Source organism: Cupriavidus sp. OV096 (assembly GCF_900115455.1).
Taxonomy (GTDB): domain Bacteria; phylum Pseudomonadota; class Gammaproteobacteria; order Burkholderiales; family Burkholderiaceae; genus Cupriavidus.
This window is the reverse complement of the sequence record NZ_FOWM01000006.1, coordinates 298,254-321,398: the sequence shown is the minus strand read 5'-3', so window position 1 is coordinate 321,398 and position 23,145 is coordinate 298,254. Positions and strand designations below refer to the sequence as shown.

Here is a 23,145-nt window from a genome sequence, read left to right as displayed (position 1 = left end):
GCTGGCGCCTAGGCCGTGGCGGGCTGGGCGGCTGGCGCCCACGGCATCAGCGGCATGCCCAGTGCGGCGGCCTGGCGGCGCTCGTAGGCGTCGAACTCGGCACTGCGCGCGCTGCCGCGCAGGCCACCCCGCACCGCACCCGCGCGGACGTCGGTGAAGTAGTCGGCCCACTCGTCCGGCAGCGGCTGGGCGCCCGGCACGGCCAGCCAGAGCCGCAGCAGGTGGCGCTTGCGGTCGAACTCCTCGTAGTCCTCGAAATTCGTGCGCGAATGCACAGTGACATAGTTGTTCAGCAGTTGCAGGTCGCCCTGTTCGAGCTGCATCGAGAAGCACAGGCTCGGGTCGGTCAGTAGCGCGTCCAGTTCGTCGAGGGCCGCTTCCTGGGCCGCCGTCAGGCGCGGCACATCGTCGAAGTCGCGCTGGGCGGCCACCACGTTCTTGCGGTTGGTGCGCATGGCGAAGGCCCAAGGATGGTTGCCGAGGATGGTGCAGGCATAGTGCGGCGGCTGGGCGGGGTCCTGCGCGCCCTGGTAGCTGTAGTGGAACGGGGCGTGGAGCACGGCTTCGAGGTCCGGGCGGCGGCGCAGCATGGCGTCGCGCAGGGCGATCGAGCTGACTACCTTGCTTGCGCCGCCGCTGCGGGCCGCGCGGCGGCACAGCAGGCCGACCACGTCGCAGGAATCGGTGTGGAAGTCGAGGCCGGCGTTGGTGTTGTAGCCGCGGCCGTTCTTGCCCTTGTACGCGGCGCCCACGTCGCGCACATCGTTCATGAAGTCGCTGGCGCGGTTCTGCGTGCGCGCCACGCCCATGTGCAGGCCCATGCCCCAGTAGGCGAGGCGGGTCTCGTCCTCGGTCCAGCGGTGCACGGGAAAGCCCTTCAGCAGGCACATGCCCCAGCGGCCCTGCGTGGTGTCGATGGCGCGGGCCAGCGCGTCGCGGGCGGCGGCGTCGAGCGGGAAGTCATCGGCGGTCATCTCCAGCAGCGGCTTGTCCAGCGCGATGGCGTGGGTGAGGGCGGTGTCGAAGCTGGCCACTTCGGCAGCGGAGAGGCGCTGGATCCAGGAGGTGTCGCGGTCGGCATCGGCGGCCAGCCACGCGGTGGGACGATAGGCGGTCATGGGGCGGTGTCTCGGAGTCTTATGGAAGGGACGTCTGGGCGCGGGCGCTGGGGGGCGCCTTGCATGACGTCGTGCAGCCAGTCTAAGCTTCAGAACAGCTAAGAAAAAGTGACGTTCCTTGACGTCGCTGATAAGGAAAACTGATGAAGCTGGAGACCTTCGCCACCCTCGCTGCCGTGATCGAGGAGGGCTCGTTCGCGGCGGCTGCCGCCACGATGCACCTCACGCCGAGCGCGGTCAGCATGCAGATGAAGCAACTGGAGCAGTATGTCGGCCAGCCGCTGTTCGATCGATCCGGCCTGCAGGTACGGCCCACCGCCGTGGCCCGCGAGGTGGCCGCCGCCATGGAGGGCGGGCTGCGCTACCTCCATGCGCTGCGGCGCCGGGTGTCCGTGGCCGTGGAGGGTTCGGTGCGGCTCGGGGTGATCGAATCGATCCAGCCGGTGCTGCTGCCGGGCACGCTGCGCTACCTGCGCGACCACTACCCGAAGCTGCGCGTGCGGCCGGTGCGCGGCCGCAGCGCCGGGCTGCTGGATCTGGTCAAGGCGGGGCAACTCGATGCGGCGGTGGTGGCCCGGCCCGAAACCGGCCGCCTGGCGAGCCTGCGCTGGCATCCGGTCGGCACGCGGGAGATGGTGCTGATCGCCCCGCCGGACGCCGGGGAGGCCAGCGCGGCCGAGCTGCTTGCCCGCTACGACTGGATCCGCTACGACCGCGCCACCGTCACCGGCGCCATGGCGGCGCGGTACGTGCACGGGGTGATGCCGGAGAAACGCAGTGCGATGGAGTTCGACAGCGTCATCGCCATCGTCGCCATGGTCAGCGCGGGGCTGGGCGTTTCCGTGGTGCAGTTGATGGACCCGACGGTCTGCGACCGCTACCCGGTGCGGCGCGTGCGGCTGGGGGCCGACGCGCCGACGCTGCAGATCTCGCTCGTGTCGCGCAAGGCGGACGAGGACAGCCGGGTGCTGCAGGCGCTCACGGAGGCCGTGGAGCGCACCTTGCTGCCGGGCGTCCGCTAGGCGTCCACGATGACCTCGAAGCCGCCGAAGATCATGCGCTGGCCGTCGAACGGCATCGGATCCATGCCTTCCTTGAGCCGCTCGTCGGCCATCGCGGCGGCCATGCCCTTGTCGCGCGCCTCGCGCGACGGCCACAGGATCCACGAGAACACCACCGCCTCGTCGTCCTTGCGCTGAACGGCCATGGTGAACGAGGTGACCTTGCCTTCCGGCACGTCGTCGCCCCAGCACTCCACCACCTTCAGCGCGCCGTGCTCCTTGAACACGGTGGACGCCTTCTGCGCCACCTGCCGGTAGGTTTCCCGATTGGCCGTCTTCACGGCCAGCACGAATCCGTCGATGTATGCCATGGCACTCGCTCCGCTGGGTCTTGGGCTTATCACCATAGACCATGGCCGTGACGTATGACGAATAGTGCCTATTTAGGGGGCGATGCAGCGCCGCCGCAATTGGCGAGGAGCGCCAGCAAGGCCTCCAGCCCCACCGGCTTCACGAGGTGGGCGTCGAAACCATGCGCGCGGGTGCGGTCGCGGTCGGCGGCCTGGCCCCAGCCGGTCAGCGCGACCAGCATCACCGGGCGGTCGCGCCAGGTCTGGCGGATGCGCGTGGCCACCTCGTAGCCATCCATCGACGGCATGCCGAGGTCCAGCAGCACCACGTCCGGCCACCATTGGGCGAGGGCCTCCAGCGCGCTCGCGCCATCGTAGGCCACCGTGGCGGTCGCACCGTACATGTCCAGCAGCATCGCCACGCTGTCGGCGGCATCGCGGTTGTCGTCCACCACCAGCACGCGCACCGGGTTGGGCAGCGAGCCGGGCCGGCTTTTCGCGTCGTCAGCCGCGGCGGGGCCATCGCTGGCCGGCAGCGAGACGGTGAAGGTGCTGCCGAGCCCCAGCCCGGGGCTGGCGGCCTGGACGTCGCCGCCATGCATCTGCGCCAGCTTGCGCGTCGTGGCGAGCCCGATGCCGAGCCCGCCCTGCGAGCGCGGCGCGTTCTTGTCGAACTGGCCGAACAGCGCGAACAGCCGCCCCAGATGCCCGGGCGGGATGCCGATGCCGGTGTCGGCCACGGCGGCGTGGATGCCGGCGGCGTCGCGCCACGCGTGCACGTCGATGCGTCCACCCGGGTCGGTGTAGCGCACCGCGTTCGCCAGCAGGTTGCCGAGGATCTGCGCCAGCCGCACCGCGTCGCCGAGCACCGGCAGCGGGGTGTCGGCCGGCTGGAGCGTCAGCACGTGGCCCGCCTGGATGGCGGCGGGGCGGGCGGCCTCCACGGCATTGCGCAGCACGTCGGCGAAGTCGAGCGGCTCAACCTTCAGCTCGATCACGCCGCGCGTGATGCGCGAGACCTCCATCAGCTCGTCGATCAGCCGCATCATGTGCTCCACCTGCCGGTCGAGCATGGCCTGGAGGCGCGGCGCGTCCATCCGGGTGGCAGCGGCGGCCTGGAGCTGGAGCGCATTGTGGATGGTGGCCAGCGGGTTGCGTAGCTCGTGGGCCAGCGTGGCGAGGAATTCGTCCTTGCGGGCGTCGGCCTCGCGCAGGATGGCTTCGGCCTGCTTGCGCACCGTGATGTCGAGCGCCGTACCCAGCACATTGGCTTGATGCCGCCGGCGACCCTCGCCCTCGAACTCGACCTGTCCATTGGCCGCGTGCCAGTGCTCGCTGCCATCGGGCCAGAGGATGCGGTAGTCCACCTCGAAGCCGCCGCCACCACTCTCGTCGGCCGTGGCGATGGCGGTTTCCACGGCCTGCAGCAGCCGGGGCCGGTCATCGGGGTGCACGCGCTGGAGGGTCTCGGCCAGCGGCATGACTTCGGCCTCGCCGCCGCCGCGCAGCTCGCGCATGCGCGCATCCATGTAGACCAGCCCGGTTTCCGTGTCCTGCCGGAAGGTGCCGAGCCGGGCGATGGCCACGGCCAGTTGTGCCTGGGTTTCGGTCTTGCGCAGCGCCGCCTCGGCCTCGCGCCGGGCGGTGATGTCGCGGAACAGGACGCCGACCAGCGGGCGCACCCCATCGCCCACGCGGAAGGCGTAGACCTCGAACCAGCGGTCCAGCGCGCGCGCCTGCTCGACGAAGCGACGCGGATGGCCGCGCAGCGCCACCTCGCCATAGATCTCGAACCAGTGGGCCTCGTGCCCGGGTGCGAGGTCGCGCATATTGCGGCCCTGCGCCTGATGCAGCCCGGTCTGGGCCTCGAACACGTGGTTGACGGTGACGAAGCGGTAGTCGATCGCCCGGTCGCCGTCGAAGATCACCTCGATGACGCAGAACGCCTGGTCGATCGCGTCCGCCAGCGCGTGGAAGGCGGCGCTGTCTAGGCCGGCGGCGGCGAGGGCATGCGGGGATTCCTGCACGATGTGGCTTGCCTGGTGGTCAATGCAAAAACGGCCGGCACCACGCATTGCGCGGGTCCGGCCGTTCCGGCGATTCCGCCCCGGGTGCCGGGGCGGAGGGAGCAGTCATCAGCCCTTCACGGCCTCCAGGGCCGCGTTGAGCGTCTTGCTCGGGCGCATCACCGCGTCCAGCTTGTCGAAGTCAGGCTTGTAGTAGCCGCCGATGTCGGCTGCCTTGCCCTGCACGTCCGACAGCTCGCCGACAATGGTCTTCTCGTTGTCGGTCAGCGTCTTGGCCAGCGGTGCGAAGGTCTTGGCCAGTTCGGCGTCGTCCTTCTGCGCGGCCAGTTCCTGGGCCCAGTACATGGCCAGGTAGAACTGGCTGCCGCGGTTGTCGAGCTGGCCGGTCTTCGGCGACGGGCTCTTGTTGTTGTCGAGCAGCTTGCCCGTGGCGGCGTCCAGCGTCTTGGCCAGCACCTTGGCGCGGGCGTTGCCGGACTTGATGCCCAGCTCTTCCAGCGACACGGCCAGGGCCAGGAACTCGCCCAGCGAATCCCAGCGCAGGTGGTTCTCTTCCACCAGCTGGGCCACGTGCTTCGGAGCCGAACCGCCGGCGCCGGTCTCGTACAGGCCGCCACCGGCCATCAGCGGCACGATCGACAGCATCTTGGCGCTGGTGCCCAGTTCCATGATCGGGAACAGGTCGGTCAGGTAGTCGCGCAGGATGTTGCCGGTCACCGAGATGGTGTCCAGGCCGCGGATCACGCGTTCCAGCGTGTAGCGCATGGCGCGCACCTGCGACATGATCTGGATGTCCAGGCCGTTGGTGTCGTAGTCCTTCAGGTAGGTTTCCACCTTCTTGATCAGCTCGGCCTCGTGCGGACGGTACGGGTCCAGCCAGAACACGGCCGGCGTGCCCGAGTTGCGGGCGCGGGTCACGGCCAGCTTCACCCAGTCGCGGATCGGGGCGTCCTTGACCTGGCACATGCGCCAGATGTCGCCCTGCTCGACCTTCTGCGTCAGCGCCGTCAGCACTTCATTGGTGGCGTTGTCGACGATGCGGGCCTCGCCGTCTTCGGCAATCTCGAACGTCTTGTCGTGCGAGCCGTACTCTTCGGCCTTCTGCGCCATCAGGCCGACGTTCGGCACCGTGCCCATCGTCACCGGGTCAAAGGCGCCGTTGGTCTTGCAGAAGTTGATGATTTCCTGGTAGATCCGGGCGAAGGTCGATTCCGGGATCAGGCACTTGGTGTCCTTGGTGCGCCCGTCGGCGCCCCACATCTTGCCGCCGATACGGATCATGGCCGGCATGGAGGCATCGACGATCACGTCGTTCGGTGCGTGCAGGTTCGAGATGCCCTTGGCCGAATCCACCATCGCCAGTTCCGGGCGATGTTCGTGGCAGGCGTGCATGTCGCGGATGACTTCCTCGCGCTTCGACTCCGGCAGGGCCTCGATCTTGGTGTACAGGTCCACCAGGCCGTTGTTCACGTTCACGCCCAGTTCGTCGAACAGCTTCTGGTGCTTGGCGAAGGCGTCCTTGTAGAAGACCTTCACGGCGTGGCCGAACACGATCGGGTGCGACACCTTCATCATGGTCGCCTTCACGTGCAGGCTCAGCATGACGCCGGTCTTGCGCGCGTCTTCCATCTGTTCTTCGTAGAAGGCCAGCAGGGCCTTCTTGCTCATGAACATGCTGTCGATGACTTCGCCGTCCAGCAGGGCCACCTTCGACTTCAGGACGATGGTCTTGCCGCTCTTGGTGACCAGTTCCATGCGCACGTCACGTGCGCGGTCCAGCGTGATCGACTTTTCGCCGTGGTAGAAGTCGCCATGCTTCATGTGCGCCACGTGGGTGCGCGAAGCCATGCTCCAGTCACCCATGCTGTGCGGGTGCTTGCGGGCGAAGTTCTTCACGGCGGCCGGTGCGCGGCGGTCGGAGTTGCCTTCGCGCAGCACGGGGTTCACGGCGCTGCCCAGGCACTTGGAGTAGCGCTTCTGGATGGCCTTTTCTTCGTCGTTCTTCGGATCTTCCGGGTAGTCGGGGATCTTGTAGCCCTTCGACTGGAGTTCCTTGATCGCGCTGACGAGCTGGAACAGCGAGGCGCTGATGTTCGGCAGCTTGATGATGTTGGTGTCCGGCAGCAGCGTCAGGCGGCCCAGTTCGGCCAGGTTGTCCGGCACGCGCTGCTCTTCGGTCAGGAATTCGGGGAATTCGCCCAGGATGCGGCCAGCCACCGAGATGTCGCTGGTCTCGACGTTCACGCCAGCCGGGGCTGCGAACGTGCGGATGATGGGCAGGAAGGCACTGGTCGCCAGCAGCGGAGCTTCGTCGGTCAGGGTGTAGATGATGGTTGGCTGCTGGGTACTCATTGCTTATCTCGCATCAAGAATCAGGTTGGAAAATGCCCCGGGTGGGTCACAGCCGGGGGCAAGACCCGAATTTTGCCTTATTTTTGGTGTCGGGAGGGGCGAACCATTGCGGTTTTTGCGCGGATGTATGCAAAGGCATTCAGATGTCGAAGTCGTCTCTGTCGCGCATCAAGCCTGCAAGTCCGTCAATTGTCGGCCATCTTCCTTCAAATTGCCGACTGACGGCTAGGTGTGGAACCCTTGCGGCGCAGGGTCCACGCCGGAGCGCTCCACGGCGGCAATGACCTGGGCGCCGAACAGCAGCAGCGTGGCGGCAATCTCCAGGCTCAGCAGCACCACGATGGCCGTGGTCAGGGAGCCGTACACCCGCCCCACCTGCGACAGCGTGGCGAAATACCAGACCAGCACGTGGCGGGACACCTCCCAGAGCACGCAGGCGAAGACCGCCCCCACCAGCGCATGGCGCACGGACAGCCGGCCCACCGGCATAACGAGGTAGATCGAGGTCAGCAGCAGGATCTCGCCGGCCAGCCCGAGCAGGTAGAGCAGGGTGCCGGACAGGCGGTCCAGCGACCATTCATGGCCGAGCACCTCCAGGTGCCGTTCGCCGATGGTCTGGAGCCCGCCCGCCACCAGCGTCACCACCAGCAGTCCCACGCTCAGCACGAGGATGTAGCAATAGGGCAGGATGGCCGAGACGAGGAAATGCCGCCGCCGGATGGCCACGCGATGGATGAAGATGACCGACATGGCGTTCTCCAGCACGGTGAAGGCCAGCGAACTGAAGAAGATCATCGTCACCAGCAGCACCCAGCCGAGGGCGCGGTGGTCCATGAAGCGCGCCAGTTCGGCCACCAGTGCGCGCGACTGCCCGGGCAGTAGCCATTCCAGATAGCGCGCCAGCGTATCGAGCAGCCGGGCCGGCTCGATCACGTGCGACAGGCCAATCAGCATCAGGATCAGCAAGGGCACGATCGACAGCAGCGCGTAGTACGCCACCGCCCCGGCCAGCAGCAGGCCCTGGTTGGCGCGGAATTCCCGGAGCGTGGTCAGGATGAAACGCCCGGGGTGCTGGAGGACGTGCCGGATGCGGGTGTCGAGGATGGGCATGGGAGGCAAGGAGGCGTCACAGACCAATGTGGCCCATCGGCGGTGCCCCGGCAAGGCGAGTTTGTCCGACACGGTGCCCGGGGCTGTACACGGTGCTGTACAGATCGGCCCGAAAGTCATGCCGATCTGTATCCAATCGACGCTGGCCCCCGTCCCTATAATGGCCCAATCCCCCGAAGTCGCCCTTTTTGAAGGAAATCCGACATGCTCGACTGGCACGACCTGGCCTTTTTCGCCCTGGCGGCCCTTGTTCTGGTGCTGACGCCGGGGCCGAACATGATCTATTGCGTGTCCCGCGCGCTGTGCCAGGGCCGAGCGGCGGGGCTGGTCTCGCTGGCCGGCGTGCTGCTCGGGTTTGTGGTCCACCTGATGGCCGCCGCGCTGGGGCTGACCGCGCTGCTGATGGCGGTGCCCTTCGCCTTCGATGCCATCCGGTTGGCCGGCGCGGCCTACCTGCTCTGGCTGGCCTGGCAGGCGGTGCGCCCCGGCGGCGCCGCGCCGTTCCAGGCCCGGGCGCTGCCCGACGATCCACCGCGCAAGTTGTTCAGCATGGGCTTTGTCACCAATCTGCTGAATCCCAAGGTGGCGATGTTCTACCTGTCGTTCTTCCCGCAGTTCCTGCATCCCGAGCAGGGCTCGGTGCTGTGGCAGAGCCTGCAACTGGGCGCGGTGCAGATCGGCGTCAGCGGCGCGGTGAATTTGCTGCTGGTGATGGGGGCGTCCGGGATTACCGCATTCCTGTCGCGTAGCGAGCGGTGGTTGCGTGCGCAGCGCTATGTGATGGGAACCGTACTTGGCGCGCTGGCCATGCGCATCGCGCTGACAGACCGGAAGTAGCCCGATTCAGCGCGTGGCGTAGGGAAAGTGATGCTGCGCCGCCATCTGGGACAGATGGTCGCGCAGATGGCCCAGCTCGGCCGACAGCTGCAGCGTCAGGAACGCGAACGAGCTATGGCCGATGGACGGATCGTCCGGGTGCGGCGCCGGCAGGGTGATGTTCTGGCGAACCATGGACTCGTCGCCGGCTTCCAGCGCGCTGGAAATTTCCAGCAGCAGGTCGCGGATGCAGTGCTCGTCCCCGCAGGCATCGATGCTCTCGGGCGGAATCGTCGCCAACATCTCCAGCGCGCTGATGCACACCCGCGCGCAGTGCTGGACCTCCTCCAGATCCGCCGGCAGCGTGCCGGTTTCCTTCGCTACCGAGGGGATCAGGCTGCGCAGCTGCACCAGCGGCGGGCCCAGCTTCATCATGGCCTGCTGCCGCTCGCTCTCATCCGCAAAACCCCGTTCGATCTTGGCGTGCACGGCCGCACAGGCGCGCAGCAGCCCGGCCAGCTTGAAACGCCACGAATATGACGCATAGGCCGGCAGCGCGAACGAGAACACCAGCGCGATGGCCGTGCCGATCATCACATCGACCGTGCGCCAGAGCGCGTCATAGACGTTCTGGTCACCGTGGCCAGCCGTGATGACCACCGTAATGCCAGCCAGCAGCGCGATATATCCCCCCTTGCCGACCGCATGGTAGGCCGCATACCCGCACGCCACGGCGATCAGCAGGTAGGTCAGCAGCGGAATGCGGAAGTAGCTTTCCTGGAGGATCAGGAAGAGGCCGACGAAGGCGCCGATCAGCGTGCCCACCCCGCGCTCGGCGGCGCGGCGGCGGATATTGCCGTGATGCTGGAGCCCGCCAATGACCACGAGCACCGTGATCGACGCCCATTCGCCATGCGGCACGTTGATGCCGGTGGTCAGCGCGATGGACACCAGCAGGGCCAGCGCCACGCGCGTGGCGTGGAAGATGCGGGCCTGGCGGAATCGGCGATCGGGGTCGAACAGCGCGCTTGTTGTATTTCGCAGGGCCTCAAGCATGGGGGCGATCACCTTCAGGGGGGGCCGGGACGCTTGTAGTGTATAGAGCCCGGCGCACGATCCGCAACATGGGCCGCCGCTTCCCTGGCGCTGGGGGTTCCTGGCCGCCATCTGAAGTCATGCAGATCTCATTGAAGTTTATCTAAGCGCACTTTCGAACTTGTCATATTCGATGATGCGAGCCTTCGCCGCATTGTGCTGGCTGCGCCGCGCAGCAGCCGATGCAGCCGTCGCCTTGCCTTCATCCTGTGTCGACATGCTCCGATATGCGCAACCCCTCGCCGTCGCCGTCCCGTACCGTCTCTGTCCGTTGCGCCGGTCTGCCCACGTTGATGGGTGCACCGGCGCTGGTGTTCTCGCGGTTGTCCGGGACGGAGCGGCTGTGCGAGTTGTTCGAATACGAAGTGCAGCTGAAGACGCCCGACGCCCGGTATGCGCCGTCCGGTCCGGCGGCGAACCTCGACACGCAGGCCCTGCGCGGCCAGGAACTGACGGTGGCCATCGAACTCGATGGCAGCGGCACCGGGCCAGTTGGCCGCACCGGCGTGGGCACGCGGGAGATCACGGGGCTGATTACCGACGTGCGTGGCCCGATCCCGCAAGGCCGGCAGATCGCCTACTGCCTGACGCTGCGCCCGTGGCTCTGGCTGGCCACGCTGACCACGAACTTCCGCGTCTTTCAGCAACAGACCGTGGTCGGGATCCTCGAAGCGCTGCTCTCCGCCTACACCTTCCCCATCGAATGGCGCCTCGACGTGGGCCGCTACCCCAGCCGTGAATACCAGGTCCAGTACGGCGAGAGCGACTTCGATTTCTTCCAGCGCCTGACCCAGGAGTGGGGCATTTCCTGGCACATCGCGCACAGCGATGGCAAGCACCGGCTGGTGCTGACCGATGCCAACAGTGCCTTCGCGCCATACACCAGCCCCGCCTACCACACCATTCGCTGGCAGCGCAGCGCGGACCGCATCGACGAGGAGTGCCTGCACGCGTTCGTGCTGCACGACCGCCTCGTGTCCGGCCAATGGGCCAGCTCCGACTACGATTTCGTCAAGCCAGGCGCGGATCTGGCGGTGCGCTCGGCGGCGCCGCTCGATACCGCGCATGCCGAGGCAGAGATCTATGAATATCCGGGCGACCATGGCCAGCCTGCCACCGACAACGACCCGTGGCGCGAAGGCGGCCATCTCGCCCAGTTGCGGATGGAGGCACTCCGCCAGCACGGCAGTCGGGCGAGCGGACGCGGCCACGTGCGCGCGATGGTGCCCGGATGCACGTTCAAGCTGAGCCATTTTGTCCAGGACAAGGCCAATCGCGAGTACCTGATCCTCGGCACCGATCTGGAGATCGAGGATGTCCCCGAAGTGTCGGGCATGGGCCAGCAGTGGCGTTGCGAGGTCGCCTTCACGGCGCAGCCGACGAACGTGCTGTTCCGGCCCGAGCGGACCCAGCCCAAGCCGCGCACCAGCGGCCCGCAGACCGCCACGGTGGTCGGGCCGGAGGGCGAGGAGACGTGGACCGACGCGTACGGGCGCATCCGTATCCAGATGCATTGGGACCGGATCGGCCAGCGCAACGCCAACAGCTCATGTTGGGTGCGGGTGTCTTCGGCGTGGCAGGGCAATCGCTTCGGGGCGGTGCACGTGCCGCGCATCGGCCAGGAGGTGGTGGTCGAGCACCTGAATGGCGATCCCGATTGTCCCATCGTCACCGGCCGTGTACCGAACCGTCTCAATATGCCGCAGTGGCCGCTGCCGGCGCAGCACGCGCTATCCGGCTTTGTCAGCAAGGAGTTGCATGGCGAGCGGGCCAACGCCTTTGTCCAGGACGATACCCAGGGAGAAATCCAGACCCAGCTGCAGAGCGGCCATCAGACCTCGTGGCTGGGCCTCGGCTTTCTGACGCGCGTGCTGCACGGCGCCGGGCGCAAGGACAAACGGGGCGAGGGTTTCGAGCTGCGCACGGACGGGCAGGGCGTCGTGCGCGCCCACGGCATGCTGCTGACCACCGAGCGACGTGCCAACGCCCGGGCGCATCACAAGGACATGGGCGAGACCGTGGAGCGGCTGGCCGTGGCGCGCGCGCAGCAGGAAACGCTGGCCGAACTGGCGCAGCAGCACGCGGCGCAGGACGCGGCCGACCAGGCCGACCACGCCGAAGTGGCCCGCGCCATCCAGCAGCAAAACGAGGACATCCACGGCACAGGAACTGCCAATGCGGATGCCGGCAGCTTTCCGGAACTGTCCGCGCCGCACCTTGTGCTGGCCAGCCCGGTCGGCATCGAGGCCACCACGGCGCGCTCGACGCACCTCGCTTCGGGCGAGCATCTGGCGCTTACCAGCGGTGGGCATACCAGCCTTGCCGTGGGCAAGCGGCTGCTGGCCAGCGCGAGCCGGGGAATGCGGATCTTCATCCAGAGCATGGGGTGGCGGCTGGTGGCGGCCGGCGGCGACATCGACCTGCGTGCGCTGCGCGACAGCATCAACCTGCTGGCCCGGCTCGGGATCACAGCCACCGCCGACCGGATCACGCTGTCGGCCCGGCAGGAGCTCGTCATCAGCGGTGGCGGCAGCAGCACCACCTATGGCGCGGGCGGCATCACGCATCGCACGGGCGCCGCGTATGTCATTCGCACCGCCAGCTATGCCCTGATCACCGCGCAGCGCGGCGCCGTGGCGTTCCCGCCGGCGCGCAAGCCCGGGCAAGGCAATCTCGAACTGTTCAACCGCTACGCCAACCACACCGGCATCGGCGGGGAGTTCCGCGTGGAGGATGCCTTGGGCAAGGCCGTGGCCGGCCGGCTGAACGCTCAGGGCTTCGCGGCGGTCAGTGGGCTCGCACCGGGCCCTGCCACGGTGAGCTTCGGCAAGGACCCCGCCGATACCTGGGTCGAGGCCAGTCATGTCGGCCAGCCGGAATGGCCACCGCGCGTGGCGCGAACGGAGGAAGACAGTGCGGTGGCCCAGAGCGCCGCCGGGCTTGTCGCGGAACAGGTGCGCGCTGCCGCGAGCCGGGCCAGCGAGCTTGGCCAGACGCTGCAGAGCGCGCGACAGCTCCATTGCTAGCTCATCACTCCCGCTATTTGCAATTTCTCGCCTGTTTTTCCGTATTACTTTTCCCGATAGAGAGAGTGTTGTTTTCAACTTCCGTACCTGGGTGGCAATAGTCCAGGCCATCATGGTGAAGTATGCGGGTAAGTCGGAGGAGGAAGCCAAGTCCCTTGTCCTGGACTCACCCTTAGTAGAACACGCTCTAGATAGATATATGGCCATTGTCGTGCGTGCACACGAACTGGACTATCACTTTGCGATGCTACTGGCGCATGGTGAGCAGTATTGGCACAGGGGTGTCGATTCGGACCCCCCGGGAGATTTTTGGAAGTGGGAGGAGCAGTACAGGCTTGATCACAACCTGGAAGCGGACGACTTTATCTTCAGTGATGAGGAGTGAAATTATCGAATCGGGCCTGGGTTGCAATGAGAACGGCTAAAACAAAATCTGTGCGTTGACGCCACGGGTTCTGGGGAGCCAACGTCTCCAATCGCAACTGACGCGACATAGGGCCGAGCGCGCCTCACGGACGCGCCAGCCTGGACGGACACACCCCTACGACGGATCCTTAGTTCGCGTCCGCGACACCGCCGACATCACTCCAATGCCCAGTACCACCAAGCAGGCAATACCGATATAAACCGGAGCCAACCCAGCGATGCTGAGGCCCCAGGCGATGCCGCCGACAAGCAGCATGAGCCCGATGAGATAGAGCGCGAAGGACATGAGTGACACCTCCCAGACAGAAAGTGGTGGCATCCGCGCGTGTCGTGCGGATGCGCCTGTCTGTCAATGTAGGCAAGGTGCCTGCCGGCCGGGATCGGTCGATGACCTAGCCTTGCGTAGGCCGGTTCTGACTACCGCCGGGTTGGGACCGGCGGTGTGATGCGTATGTAACTCAGCCGGCCGCCAGGCTCACGCCGCTTGCGGCGTTCTGCGCGCGGCCGTCGCGGCCATACATCTCGTTGGGGCCCGAGCCGCCCTGGCGCAGCACCTGGATGGCTTCCTGCGTGAATTCGAGGTGGGCGTTGACGATGGCGCCGTTCAGCGCGTTGGCGTCCTTGGCCTTGCTGGCGAAGAACACCACCTTGCGCCACGCTTCGGTCACGTCCGCGTCCACCAGCCCGCCCACGAGCAGGCCCGCCGGGCCCACGCGCAGGCCCAGCGCAATCATCTGCGCCTCGCGCGCCGCGGTAGCGCGCGTGAGGCCCTGAGCCAATTCCATCTTCTGGTTGAGCAGCTCGCTCAACGCCTGGAAATCCTGGCGTTTGATGGCGTCGCGCTCCTCGGCGAGGGTGCGGCCAAATGCGGCGATGGCGTCAGCTTCGAGCTTCAGGGTCTGGATCAGGGCTTGGCTCATGTCAGGGAGTTATTGGCTTTCGCCTTGGCTCAACTCGCGCAGCGAAGCGAGCAAGCCATCGGCGATCTTGCTGGGATCGATCTTGATCCTGCCTTCCGCGATTGCCTGGCGGATTTCCTCGACCTTCGCGGTATCGATGTCGTCGTCGGTCTCATTGACCAGGCGCGAACCGATCTCACGTACTTGCGCGGTCAGCGGGCTGACGCGCACGCCGGTCAGGGCGCCGGAAGTCGCGGACGAGGCGGCACCGTTGGCGGCCGGACGGGCTGCGCTGTCGGTTGCCGCGGCTTCGGCGGGCAGGGACGGAGTGGATTGGTTGATCTTCACGGTGAAATCCTTGCTGGGTTCCCTTGGCTTATCGGATGTTCCACCCGGAACTTTAGGGTTTTTGCATCCTGATCAGGGTTGGGCGGCATTCTCGCACGCGCCGCCTACGCCTGCTCTTACTTCCTGCTTCCTCGGGAATCCAGGCGACTACTTCAGGCTTCTTCCGTTAAAAAAGTGCCGCTTGCTACTGCAGGACAATCGTGTCGCCGCTGCGGACGACGCCGCTGACGACCTGACCGTTGCGCAGACGCACCTGCACCGAATTGCCGGTGGCGGCATCGGCCAGCACCTTGCCTTCACTGGTGAGCTGGAACGAGTCACCTTCGACGGTCACGTTGACGGTCTGGCCCGACTTCACGGCAATCGACTTCTTGAGTAGATCGGTGCGCATGGGCGAGCCGGCCGCGATGCGGTTGGCTGCCACGGCGCCGGCTACCTGTGTCGGATCCGTCACAACGGCGCGCGGCAGCGCGGCCAGGTCGCCCTGGCGCATTTCGAGGTCTGCGGCGCTGATGGTCTCGCCGGGGGCCATCGCGCGGGCCGCCACATAGTAATCAGTCAATACCGACACCCGGGCCTGGACGTAGCGCGTCCAGGGCCGGTCGCCACCGCAGCGCACGCCCACGGCCACGCGGCCCCATGGGGCCGCGCCGGACGGCAGGAACGGGTCGGGAAGGATGCAATCGGGCGCGCGGCCGCCCGAAGGCGGCACCACCTGCACGCTGACCTTGCCCGGCAGGCCGGAGGCCTGGCGCAGCAGGAACTGTTCGACGACCACGCGTACGGGGTCGTCGGCAAACGGGGCGGGAGCCGACGGCGACGCCACCGGCGTGACCTGGGCGGGCGCGGCGGCGGACGGCGGGGCCAGCGCGAAGCCGGCCAGCGCCATCAGCCCGGCGGCGGCCTGGCGAGTGAGGTTCATAGGGGTCATCCCAGCAAGGATGGGGGCGGCGGCACGGGCGGGTCCGCGCGATGTCGCCACACAACATCGGAAATACAACAACGAATCTGTGGGGCAATTGTAGGCAGCCTCGCGCGAAGGGTCGGCGCGAATTGCGCGGATTTCTCGGTCCTATTCGCACGATTGGCGTGACAGGCCGGCCCCTAAGATGGCAACCCTGAAGAAGCCCCCGACCGGGATGCGTATACGTATTCCCAGGTCTACGGCAGTTTTCTCCCCGAAGTTGAAGCCAGAGCAGGAAAGGCAGACATGATCGACAGACTCGATGCGGCGTTGCGCTTCCAGCAGGAAGCCCTGAGCCTCCGGACCCAGCGGCAATCGGTGATTGCCTCGAACATCGCCCACGCGGACACGCCGGGCTACAAGGCACGCGATTTCGATTTCGCCAGCACCCTGGCGACGTCGGTGGAGCGCGGCCGCCAGAGCGAAGGCATGACGCTTTCCACCACGCAGGTGCGCCATCTGCCGGGCCAGGCGCCGACTTCGGGCAGCGCCGACCTCGACTACCGCATTCCGCTGCAGTCGAGCATGGACGGCAACACCGTGGAAATGGACACCGAGCGCGTGGCGTTCGCCGACAACACGGTGCATTTCGAAGCCGGCCTGACGGTCATGAGCAGCAAGATCAAGACGATGCTGTCGGCGATCCAGAGCTAACCAGGACCGACCATGCCCAGCATGAACATTTTCGACGTGGCCGGCTCCGCCATGGCCGCGCAGTCGCAGCGGATGAACGTGACGGCCTCCAACCTGGCCAACGCGGACAGCGCCGTGGCGCCGAACGGCCAGCCGTATCGCGCCAAGCAGGTGATTTTCGAGATGGCGCCCACGCCCGGCCAGTCCGATGTGGGCGGCGTGCAGGTGGCCGGCGTCATGGAAGACGCCGCCCCGGCACGGATGGTGCACAACCCGTCGCACCCGCTGGCGGACGCCAACGGGTACGTGACGATGCCCAATGTGAACCCGGTGGAAGAGATGGTCAACATGATCTCGGCGTCGCGTTCGTACCAGGCCAACGTGGAGGTGCTCAACACCGCCAAGACCATGATGCTGAAGACGCTGACGATCGGTCAGTAATCCACAACTTTTCGAATCCTTCCAGGAACCGCCGGAACCGACACCATGACGACCACTTCTTCCGTCAACAGCAACTCCGCCGTCAACGACGCGCTCAAGGGCGGCAGCTCCAGCGCGGCAGATCTTCAGAACAACTTCCTGAAGATGCTGGTGACGCAAATGAACAACCAGGACCCGCTCAACCCGATGGACAACGCCCAGCTCACCTCGCAGCTGGCGCAGATCAGCACGGTGAGCGGCCTGCAGACGATGAACGAGACCCTGACCGCGCTGCTCTCGCAGACCGCGGCCAGCCGCGCGATGGACTCCGCCAACCTGATCGGCAAGACCGTGATGGTGCCGGGCAACGCGATCACCGTGGCAGACGGCGTGGCCACCAAGATCGGTGTGGACGTGCCGTCCACGGCTGACTCGGTGACCGTGCAGGTGCTCGACAAGAACGGCAACGTGGTCCGCAACATCGACATGAAGGGCCAGACCGCCGGCGTGCACGACATCGCCTGGGACGGCAAGAACGACCAGGGCAACGCCGTGGCCAATGGCGAGTACACCTTCAAGGTGTCCGGCACGGCCGAGGGCAAGGATGTCAGCGCCATTGCGCTGGTCTACGGCAAGGTCCAGTCCATCAGCGGTGACAGCACCGGCGTGCTGGTCGAACTTGGCGACGGCAAGACCGCCAACGTCGACGACGTGCGCCGCATTTCCTGATCCACTTTTACGTATCACCCGGTCCGGCATACGCGCGGGCAATTCACGAACGACAGCCTTATTAGGGGAAAATCATGGGTTTTGGTCAAGGGGTAAGCGGCCTGAACGCCGCCGCGTCCAACCTGGACGTGATTGGCAACAACATCGCAAACGCCAACACGGTTGGCTTCAAGCAATCCACCGCGCAGTTCGCGGACGTGTACGCGGGTTCGAAGATCGGCCTGGGCACGCGCGTGAACGCCGTGGTGCAGTCGTTCACGAACGGCAACATCGCCTCGTCGGGCCGTAACCTGGACGTGGCCATCAGCAACGGCAACGGCTTCTTCCGCCTGACCAATACCGATGGCTCGGTGTTCTATTCGCGCAACGGCCAGATGAACCGCCTGGACGATGGCCGCCTGGTCAACGCCACGGGCCTGCAGGTCACGGGCTACCCGGCTGGCACCACCGCCGGTGGCGTGGCCCCGCAGCCGATCACCATCAGCAACGCCCAGATGCCCCCGCGCGCCACGCAGACCGTGACGGCGCAGTTCCAGCTCGACTCGCGCAGCACCGTGCCGACCACGGCCTTCGCCAGCGCCCCGGGCGCGCTGCCGACCTCGGACATGTTCAACTACAGCACGGCGATCAGCGTTTATGACTCGCTGGGCAACAAGCAGCAGGTCACCGCGTATTTCTCCAAGTCGGCTGCCGCGCCGACCGTGCCGGGCGGCACCAACTGGAACATGTACCTGACCGATTCCGCGGGTAACACGCTGGCCGGCATGCCGGTCTCGATGGCCTTCGACAGCAACGGCGTGATGCAATCGACGACGCCGGCGAACCCGACGCTCGCACTGCCGGCCGCCAACGGCGCCGCCGCGCTGACCGCCAACCTGAACCTGACCGGTTCCACGCAGTTCGGCTCGGACAACGATCCGAAGAAGATCGTGCAGGACGGCTACGCCTCGGGCGCGCTGCTGGGCTTCTCGGTGCAGGAAGACGGCACGATCCTCGGTTCCTACTCGAACGAGAAGACGCTGTCGCTGGGCCAGATCGCCATGGCGACGTTCGGCAACGTGGAAGGCCTGAAGCCGGAAGGCGACAACGTGTGGTCCGCCACCGGCGCATCGGGCCAGGAACTGCTCGGCACGGCCGGTGGCGCCATGGGCACGCTGAAGTCGAACGCCGTGGAAGAGTCCAACGTGGACCTGTCCGGCCAGCTGGTCAACCTGATCGTCGCGCAGCGTAACTATCAGGCCAACGCGCAGACCATCAAGGCGCAGGACACCGTCCTGCAGACCCTGGTGAACATCTGATCCACGCTGATCTCTCCGCCGGAACGCCGACATGGACCGCATGATTTACACCGCCCTCTCGGGCGCCAAGCAGATACTCGACCAACAGGCCGCGGTATCGAACAACCTGGCCAATGCCTCCACGCCGGCGTTCCGCGCGCAGATCAACCTGTATCGCGCTGTACCGGTGGTGGGGCAGGAGACGCAGACCCGCGCCTTCACGCTGGCCTCCACGCCGGGCGCCGACATGAAGGCCGGCCCGCTGACGTACACGGGCCGCGACCTCGACGTCGCCCTGCAAGGCAACGGCTGGCTGGCGGTGCAGATGCCCGACGGCTCCGAGGCGTACACCCGCGCCGGTGCGCTGCAAATTTCGGCCGACGGCCAGCTCCAGACCTCGGTCGGCCGGCCGGTGCTGGGCGATGGCGGCCCGATGGCGGTGCCGCCGGGCGCCACGGTATCCATCGGTACCGATGGCACCGTGGTGGCGCGTGGCCCGGGCGAGGCCGCCAATGGCCTGGCCCAGGTCGGCAAGCTGCGCGTGGTATCGCCGCCGCCTGAAGGGCTGGCACGCGGTGACGACGGCTACTTCCGCCTGCGTCCCGGCGTGAACGCGCTGGAGCAGGACCCCACCGTGCGCGTGATCTCCGGCGCGCTGGAGGGCAGCAACGTGAATCCGGTGGAGGCGATGGTCGACATGATCGCCAACGCGCGCCGCTTCGAAATGCAGATGAAGATGATTACCGGCGCCGATAGCAACGACCAGCGGGCCAACGCGCTGCTGTCCAACAACTGAAGCGCGTTGCGCTGACACAGAACTCGAAGGAAAACCATGATCCGCTCACTCTGGATTGCAAAGACCGGCCTCGATGCGCAGCAGACGCAGATGGACGTGATCTCGAACAACCTGGCCAACGTGTCCACCACGGGCTTCAAGCGCAGCCGCGCCGTGTTCGAGGAACTGATGTACCAGACCATCCGCCAGCCGGGCGCGCTGTCGTCGGACCAGACCGTGCTGCCCTCGGGCATGCAGCTGGGTACCGGCGTGCGCCCCGTGGCCACGGAACGTATCCACACGCAGGGCAACCCGACGCAGACCGGCAACGCGCGCGACGTGGCCATCATCGGCCAGGGCTTTTTCCAGGTGACGATGCCGGACGGCACCACCACCTACACGCGTGACGGCTCGTTCCAGGTCGATCCGAACGGCCAGCTGGTGACCTCGAGCGGCTTCGTGCTGAACCCGGCCATCACGCTGCCGGCCAACTACACCTCGGTGAACGTGGCCCGCGACGGTACCGTCACGGTGATGCAGCCGGGCCAGACCAACGCCGCCACCGTCGGCCAGATCCAGCTCGCCACGTTCCCGAACCCGGCCGGCCTGGAAAGCCTGGGCGAGAACCTCTACGCGCAGACCGATGCCTCGGGCGCACCGAACACCACCGTGCCGGGCCTGAACGGCGCGGGCACGCTGCAGAACAACTACGTTGAAGCGTCGAACGTGAACGTGGTCGAGGAACTGGTCAGCATGATCCAGACCCAGCGCGCGTACGAAATCAACAGCAAGGCAGTGCAGACGTCCGACCAGATGTTGCAACGCCTGACCCAGATGGGATGATGGGAGTGACCATGGCCGCCAAGCTGCATCGCCTCGGTGTGTTTGCCCTGTACGCCTTTGCCGGCCTGGCCGTGCTGGCGAGCGGCGGCTGCGCACTGATGCCGAAGGAGCCCCTCGTACAGACGCCCACCACGGCACGCGCCGAGCCGCGCGCCGTGGGCGCACCCACGGGTTCCATCTTCGCCTCGTCCTACGCGGGCAATCCGCTGTTCGAGGACCGGCGGCCACGTAACGTTGGCGACATCCTGACCATCGTGATCAGCGAGAACGTCAACGCCAGCAAGAACTCCGGGACCAATGCCAGCCGCACGGGCAGCACGACGTTGTCGTTCGACGCCGTGCCGCGTGCGCTGGCCGGGCTGTTCAGCGCCAGGTCGAATGCCGATGTCAACGGCAGCAATGCCCTGAAGGCCAGCGGCGGCGCCACCGCCGCCAACACCTTCAACGGCACCATCACCGTCACGGTGCTGGAAGTGCTGGCCAACGGCAACCTGGTGGTGTCCGGAGAAAAGCAGATGGCCATCAACCAGGGGGCGGAGTTCATCCGCTTCTCCGGCGTGGTCAATCCGCGCACGATCACCGGCGACAACGCAGTGCCGTCCACCCAGGTGGCGGATGCACGGATCGAGTACACCGCCAAGGGATACATCGACGAAGTGCAGAACATGGGCTGGCTGCAGCGCTTCTTCCTCAATGTCTTACCGTTCTGATCCCGCCATGTTTCTGCCTCCGATGCCTTTCCACAAGCCAGGCTCGCTATTGGGCACCCCGCCCGGCCTTCCTACCCGCTGGGGTCGCGCGGTCTCTCTTCCGCGCCTGTTGCTCGCGCTCGCGCTGGTCTTCGGACTGGTGGGCGCCGGCACGGCGCATGCGGAACGCCTGAAGAACCTCGTCACGTTCCAGGGCGTGCGGGACAATCCGCTGATCGGCTACGGCCTGGTCGTGGGGCTGGATAACACCGGCGACCAGACCATGCAGACGCCGTTCACCACGCAGAGCATTACGAACATGCTCTCGCAGCTCGGCGTGACATTGCCCGCCGGCAAGAACATGCAGCTGAAGAACGTGGCCGCCGTGATGGTGACCGCCACGCTGGCGCCGTACGCGCAGCCCGGCAGCCAGCTCGACGTGGTGGTCTCGTCGATGGGTAACGCCAAGAGCCTGCGCGGCGGCACGCTGCTGATGACGCCGCTCAAGGGCGCCGACGGCCAGGTGTACGCCATCGCGCAGGGCAACATGCTGGTGGGCGGCGCGGGCGCGTCGGCCAACGGCAGCAAGGTCCAGATCAACCAGCTGGCCGTGGGGCGTATCGCCAACGGCGCCGTGGTGGAACGTGCCGTCGCGGCCTTCCAGCCCGAAGGCGGCTACATGAACCTGGAACTCAAGGATACGGATTTCGGCACCGCCGAGCGCGTGGTCGACGCCATCAACCGCAACCTCGGCCCCGGCACCGCCGCCGCCATGGATGGCCGCGTGGTGCAGGTGCGCGCCCCGCAGGCGCCGACGGCACGCGTGGGCTTCCTCGCACGGATCGAGAACCTCGACGTCACCCCGGCCAAGGCAGCCGCGAAGGTCATCCTGAACGCCCGCACTGGTTCCATCGTGATGAACCAGGCGGTGACGGTGGAAGACTGCGCCGTGGCGCACGGCAACCTGTCGGTGGTGATCAACACGCAACCGGTGATCAGCCAGCCGGCGCCGTTCAGCAACGGCCAGACCGTGGTGGCGCCGGTGTCGCAGATCGACCTCAAGCAGGGTGGCGGCTCGCTCCAGATCGTCAAGGCGGGCGCCTCGCTCGCCGCGGTGGTCAAGGGCCTGAACGCGCTCGGCGCCACGCCGGCCGACCTGCAGACCATCCTCGAGGCCATGCGTGCCGCCGGGGCGCTGCGCGCGGAACTGGAGATCATCTGATGTCGGGCGCCACGCTTTCCTCCAAGACCGACGTCTCGCAGCGCTTCGCGCTCGATACGCAGGGCTTCGAGGCGCTCAAGAACCAGGCTCGCGCCGGCAACAACCAGAACACCCTGCAGGCGGCCGCCAAGCAGTTCGAGGCCGTCTTCACGCAGATGGTGCTCAAGAGCATGCGCGACGCCACGCCGCAGGACGGCATGTTCGACAACGAGCAGACCAAGCTCTACATGTCGATGATGGACCAGCAGCTCTCGCAGCAGCTGTCCTCGCGCGGCATTGGCCTGGCCGATGTGATGATCCGCCAGCTGGCGCGTGCCACGGGCACGCAGCTGCCGGACACCATGGCCGCGCCCGGGGTGGGCGGGCGCCCGCAGGATGGCCAGATGGCGGCCCTGCTGGACAGCCGGGGCGCCACCGACGCCGACGGCCCGCCGCCGATCGGCACGGTGCTGCCCGGCAATGCGTGGAACCCCACCGCCGGCGTGCGCCACTATCAGGGCCAGGCGGACTGGCAGCAGAACGGCCAGTCGCAACTGGGCCAGCTCCCGGACGACTCCCCCGAACACATCAGCAACTTCGTCAACCGGCTGGCCGCGCCGGCCATGGCCGCCTCGCGCGCCTCGGGCGTGCCGGCCAAGCTGATCGTCGGCCAGGCCGCGCTCGAATCGGGCTGGGGCCGCCGCGAGATCACCAACCCGGATGGCTCCACCACCTTCAACGTGTTCGGCATCAAGGCCGGCGCGAACTGGAAGGGGCCGACCGCCGAGGTGCTGACCACCGAATATGTCGATGGCCAGCCGCAGAAGGTGCGGGCCCGCTTCCGTGCCTACGGCTCCTACGACGAAGCGTGCGCTGACTACGCGCGACTGCTGACCACCAACTCGCGCTACGCGGGCGTGGTGGCCGCCAACAGCGCGGAAGAAGCCGCGCATGGCCTGCAGCGCGCCGGCTATGCCACCGATCCGGCCTACGGCGAGAAGCTGGTCCGGATCATGAAGAAGGTTTCGACCTGACGGATGGGCGGC

The 23,145-nt window shown here is 66.8% G+C and carries 23 protein-coding genes; 13 read left to right on the top strand and 10 right to left on the bottom strand.

From position 1 onward, the window contains the following. Positions 1–8 precede the first annotated feature (8 nt). On the bottom strand, positions 9–1,118 hold the full coding sequence (locus BM115_RS16330) for a TauD/TfdA family dioxygenase (RefSeq protein ID WP_092295875.1): 1,110 nt from the start codon (positions 1,116–1,118) through the stop codon (positions 9–11). 143 nt (positions 1,119–1,261) lie between these two features. Between BM115_RS16330 and BM115_RS16325 the strand changes: the two genes are divergently transcribed. After that, entirely contained in the window at positions 1,262–2,140 is an 879-nt protein-coding gene (locus BM115_RS16325; RefSeq protein WP_092295872.1) for a LysR family transcriptional regulator, read from the top strand. Here the strand turns inward: BM115_RS16325 and BM115_RS16320 are convergent. The 4 genes from BM115_RS16320 to BM115_RS16305 all read right to left on the bottom strand — a co-directional run bounded on the left by BM115_RS16320 (position 2,137) and on the right by BM115_RS16305 (position 7,958). Next, positions 2,137–2,490: a DUF1428 domain-containing protein gene (locus BM115_RS16320; protein ID WP_092295869.1), complete on the bottom strand. Its 354-nt coding sequence runs from the start codon at positions 2,488–2,490 to the stop codon at positions 2,137–2,139. The genes BM115_RS16325 and BM115_RS16320 overlap by 4 nt on opposite strands. Positions 2,491–2,558: 68 nt before the next feature. Then, entirely contained in the window at positions 2,559–4,496 is a 1,938-nt protein-coding gene (locus BM115_RS16315; RefSeq protein WP_177219944.1) for a hybrid sensor histidine kinase/response regulator, read from the bottom strand. 108 nt (positions 4,497–4,604) lie between these two features. Beyond that, positions 4,605–6,848 (bottom strand): NADP-dependent isocitrate dehydrogenase, encoded by a 2,244-nt coding sequence (locus tag BM115_RS16310; protein WP_092295863.1) that lies wholly within the window; start codon positions 6,846–6,848, stop codon positions 4,605–4,607. Positions 6,849–7,073: 225 nt separating this feature from the next. Further along, a complete protein-coding gene (locus tag BM115_RS16305; RefSeq protein ID WP_092295860.1) occupies positions 7,074–7,958 on the bottom strand; it encodes a YihY/virulence factor BrkB family protein in 885 nt (294 codons plus the stop codon). A gap of 204 nt (positions 7,959–8,162) precedes the next feature. On the opposite strand from BM115_RS16305, the gene BM115_RS16300 reads away from it, so the two are divergent. Then, the gene (locus BM115_RS16300; protein WP_092295857.1) at positions 8,163–8,795 is read left to right on the top strand and encodes a LysE family translocator; all 633 of its coding nucleotides are present in this window, start codon (positions 8,163–8,165) and stop codon (positions 8,793–8,795) included. A gap of 6 nt (positions 8,796–8,801) precedes the next feature. On the opposite strand, the gene BM115_RS16295 is transcribed toward BM115_RS16300, so the two are convergent. Further along, positions 8,802–9,830 carry an FUSC family protein gene (locus BM115_RS16295; protein WP_092295854.1) on the bottom strand — a complete coding sequence of 343 codons (1,029 nt, stop codon included), beginning with the start codon at positions 9,828–9,830 and terminating at the stop codon, positions 8,802–8,804. Between the two features lie 266 nt (positions 9,831–10,096). Here BM115_RS16295 and BM115_RS16290 point away from each other — a divergent pair, with 266 nt between their 5' ends. Both BM115_RS16290 and BM115_RS27400 read left to right on the top strand, forming a co-directional pair. Further along, entirely contained in the window at positions 10,097–12,895 is a 2,799-nt protein-coding gene (locus tag BM115_RS16290; RefSeq protein WP_092295851.1) for a type VI secretion system Vgr family protein, read from the top strand. Between the two features lie 199 nt (positions 12,896–13,094). Beyond that, positions 13,095–13,280 carry a hypothetical protein gene (locus BM115_RS27400; protein WP_218158038.1) on the top strand — a complete coding sequence of 62 codons (186 nt, stop codon included), beginning with the start codon at positions 13,095–13,097 and terminating at the stop codon, positions 13,278–13,280. A gap of 156 nt (positions 13,281–13,436) precedes the next feature. Here the strand turns inward: BM115_RS27400 and BM115_RS27305 are convergent, their stop codons facing one another. The 4 genes from BM115_RS27305 to flgA all read right to left on the bottom strand — a co-directional run bounded on the left by BM115_RS27305 (position 13,437) and on the right by flgA (position 15,490). Beyond that, the gene (locus tag BM115_RS27305; RefSeq protein ID WP_177219943.1) at positions 13,437–13,607 is read right to left on the bottom strand and encodes a hypothetical protein; all 171 of its coding nucleotides are present in this window, start codon (positions 13,605–13,607) and stop codon (positions 13,437–13,439) included. Between the two features lie 172 nt (positions 13,608–13,779). Beyond that, positions 13,780–14,241 carry a flagella synthesis protein FlgN gene (locus BM115_RS16280; protein ID WP_092295848.1) on the bottom strand — a complete coding sequence of 154 codons (462 nt, stop codon included), beginning with the start codon at positions 14,239–14,241 and terminating at the stop codon, positions 13,780–13,782. Positions 14,242–14,250: 9 nt separating this feature from the next. Then, entirely contained in the window at positions 14,251–14,568 is a 318-nt protein-coding gene (gene flgM / locus BM115_RS16275; protein ID WP_092295845.1) for a flagellar biosynthesis anti-sigma factor FlgM, read from the bottom strand. A gap of 184 nt (positions 14,569–14,752) precedes the next feature. Beyond that, the gene (gene flgA / locus BM115_RS16270) at positions 14,753–15,490 is read right to left on the bottom strand and encodes a flagellar basal body P-ring formation chaperone FlgA (RefSeq protein ID WP_092295842.1); all 738 of its coding nucleotides are present in this window, start codon (positions 15,488–15,490) and stop codon (positions 14,753–14,755) included. A gap of 288 nt (positions 15,491–15,778) precedes the next feature. Between flgA and flgB the strand changes: the two genes are divergently transcribed. The 9 genes from flgB to flgJ all read left to right on the top strand — a co-directional run bounded on the left by flgB (position 15,779) and on the right by flgJ (position 23,133). Next, entirely contained in the window at positions 15,779–16,186 is a 408-nt protein-coding gene (gene flgB / locus BM115_RS16265; RefSeq protein ID WP_092295839.1) for a flagellar basal body rod protein FlgB, read from the top strand. Positions 16,187–16,198: 12 nt separating this feature from the next. After that, complete coding sequence (flgC, locus tag BM115_RS16260; RefSeq protein WP_092295836.1) at positions 16,199–16,606, top strand: flagellar basal body rod protein FlgC; 408 nt, start codon at positions 16,199–16,201, stop codon at positions 16,604–16,606. Between the two features lie 45 nt (positions 16,607–16,651). Beyond that, on the top strand, positions 16,652–17,314 hold the full coding sequence (gene flgD / locus BM115_RS16255; RefSeq protein WP_092295833.1) for a flagellar hook assembly protein FlgD: 663 nt from the start codon (positions 16,652–16,654) through the stop codon (positions 17,312–17,314). Positions 17,315–17,388: 74 nt separating this feature from the next. Continuing rightward, on the top strand, positions 17,389–18,612 hold the full coding sequence (flgE, locus tag BM115_RS16250) for a flagellar hook protein FlgE (RefSeq protein WP_092295829.1): 1,224 nt from the start codon (positions 17,389–17,391) through the stop codon (positions 18,610–18,612). A 31-nt stretch (positions 18,613–18,643) separates the two neighbouring features. Continuing rightward, complete coding sequence (flgF, locus tag BM115_RS16245; protein WP_092295826.1) at positions 18,644–19,387, top strand: flagellar basal-body rod protein FlgF; 744 nt, start codon at positions 18,644–18,646, stop codon at positions 19,385–19,387. 36 nt (positions 19,388–19,423) lie between these two features. Beyond that, positions 19,424–20,209, top strand: a complete 786-nt coding sequence (flgG, locus tag BM115_RS16240) for a flagellar basal-body rod protein FlgG (protein WP_092295824.1) — start codon at positions 19,424–19,426, stop codon at positions 20,207–20,209. 11 nt (positions 20,210–20,220) lie between these two features. Continuing rightward, positions 20,221–20,919, top strand: a complete 699-nt coding sequence (gene flgH, locus BM115_RS16235; protein WP_244844726.1) for a flagellar basal body L-ring protein FlgH — start codon at positions 20,221–20,223, stop codon at positions 20,917–20,919. Positions 20,920–20,926: 7 nt separating this feature from the next. Then, positions 20,927–22,120, top strand: a complete 1,194-nt coding sequence (locus BM115_RS16230; protein WP_092295818.1) for a flagellar basal body P-ring protein FlgI — start codon at positions 20,927–20,929, stop codon at positions 22,118–22,120. Continuing rightward, a complete protein-coding gene (gene flgJ, locus BM115_RS16225; RefSeq protein ID WP_092295815.1) occupies positions 22,120–23,133 on the top strand; it encodes a flagellar assembly peptidoglycan hydrolase FlgJ in 1,014 nt (337 codons plus the stop codon). The genes BM115_RS16230 and flgJ overlap by 1 nt, the downstream gene beginning before the upstream one ends. Positions 23,134–23,145: the final 12 nt, after the last annotated feature.